A 305-nucleotide genomic window follows, 5' to 3' on the forward strand; every position below is an offset into this window, starting at 1 on the left:
CCCCGGCACGCGCACCGGCGACCTGTCGGCCAGGCCGATCGACCGTCTCGACGCCGCCTGCCGGGGCCGCAATAATTGCCGATGACGAAAGGCGAGGGGCGCGCCATGACATAGCGTATCGGCTTCGGCAGCTCCGCTTCCGGAACCTTGGCCCAGGGATTGGCGCAGTCGGACAGGAAGAGCAGCGGCAGAATGGCAAGAACGGCTCGCATGTTTCCGCCGGTGATCCGAGATTTCCCTCGCCTGCCATGGCGCGGCGAAACGCTGGTGCCACACTCGCCGACTTTGTGGCAAGTGCAAGGCGG

At 66.6% G+C, this 305-nt stretch carries 1 pseudogene; it reads right to left on the reverse strand.

The window, feature by feature from the left end:
• Window positions 1–212, reverse strand: a pseudogene (locus EN852_RS42005) (hypothetical protein); the annotation flags it as partial.
• Window positions 213–305: the final 93 nt, after the last annotated feature.

The organism is Mesorhizobium sp. M2E.F.Ca.ET.209.01.1.1, from assembly GCF_004010375.2.
Classification (GTDB): domain Bacteria; phylum Pseudomonadota; class Alphaproteobacteria; order Rhizobiales; family Rhizobiaceae; genus Mesorhizobium.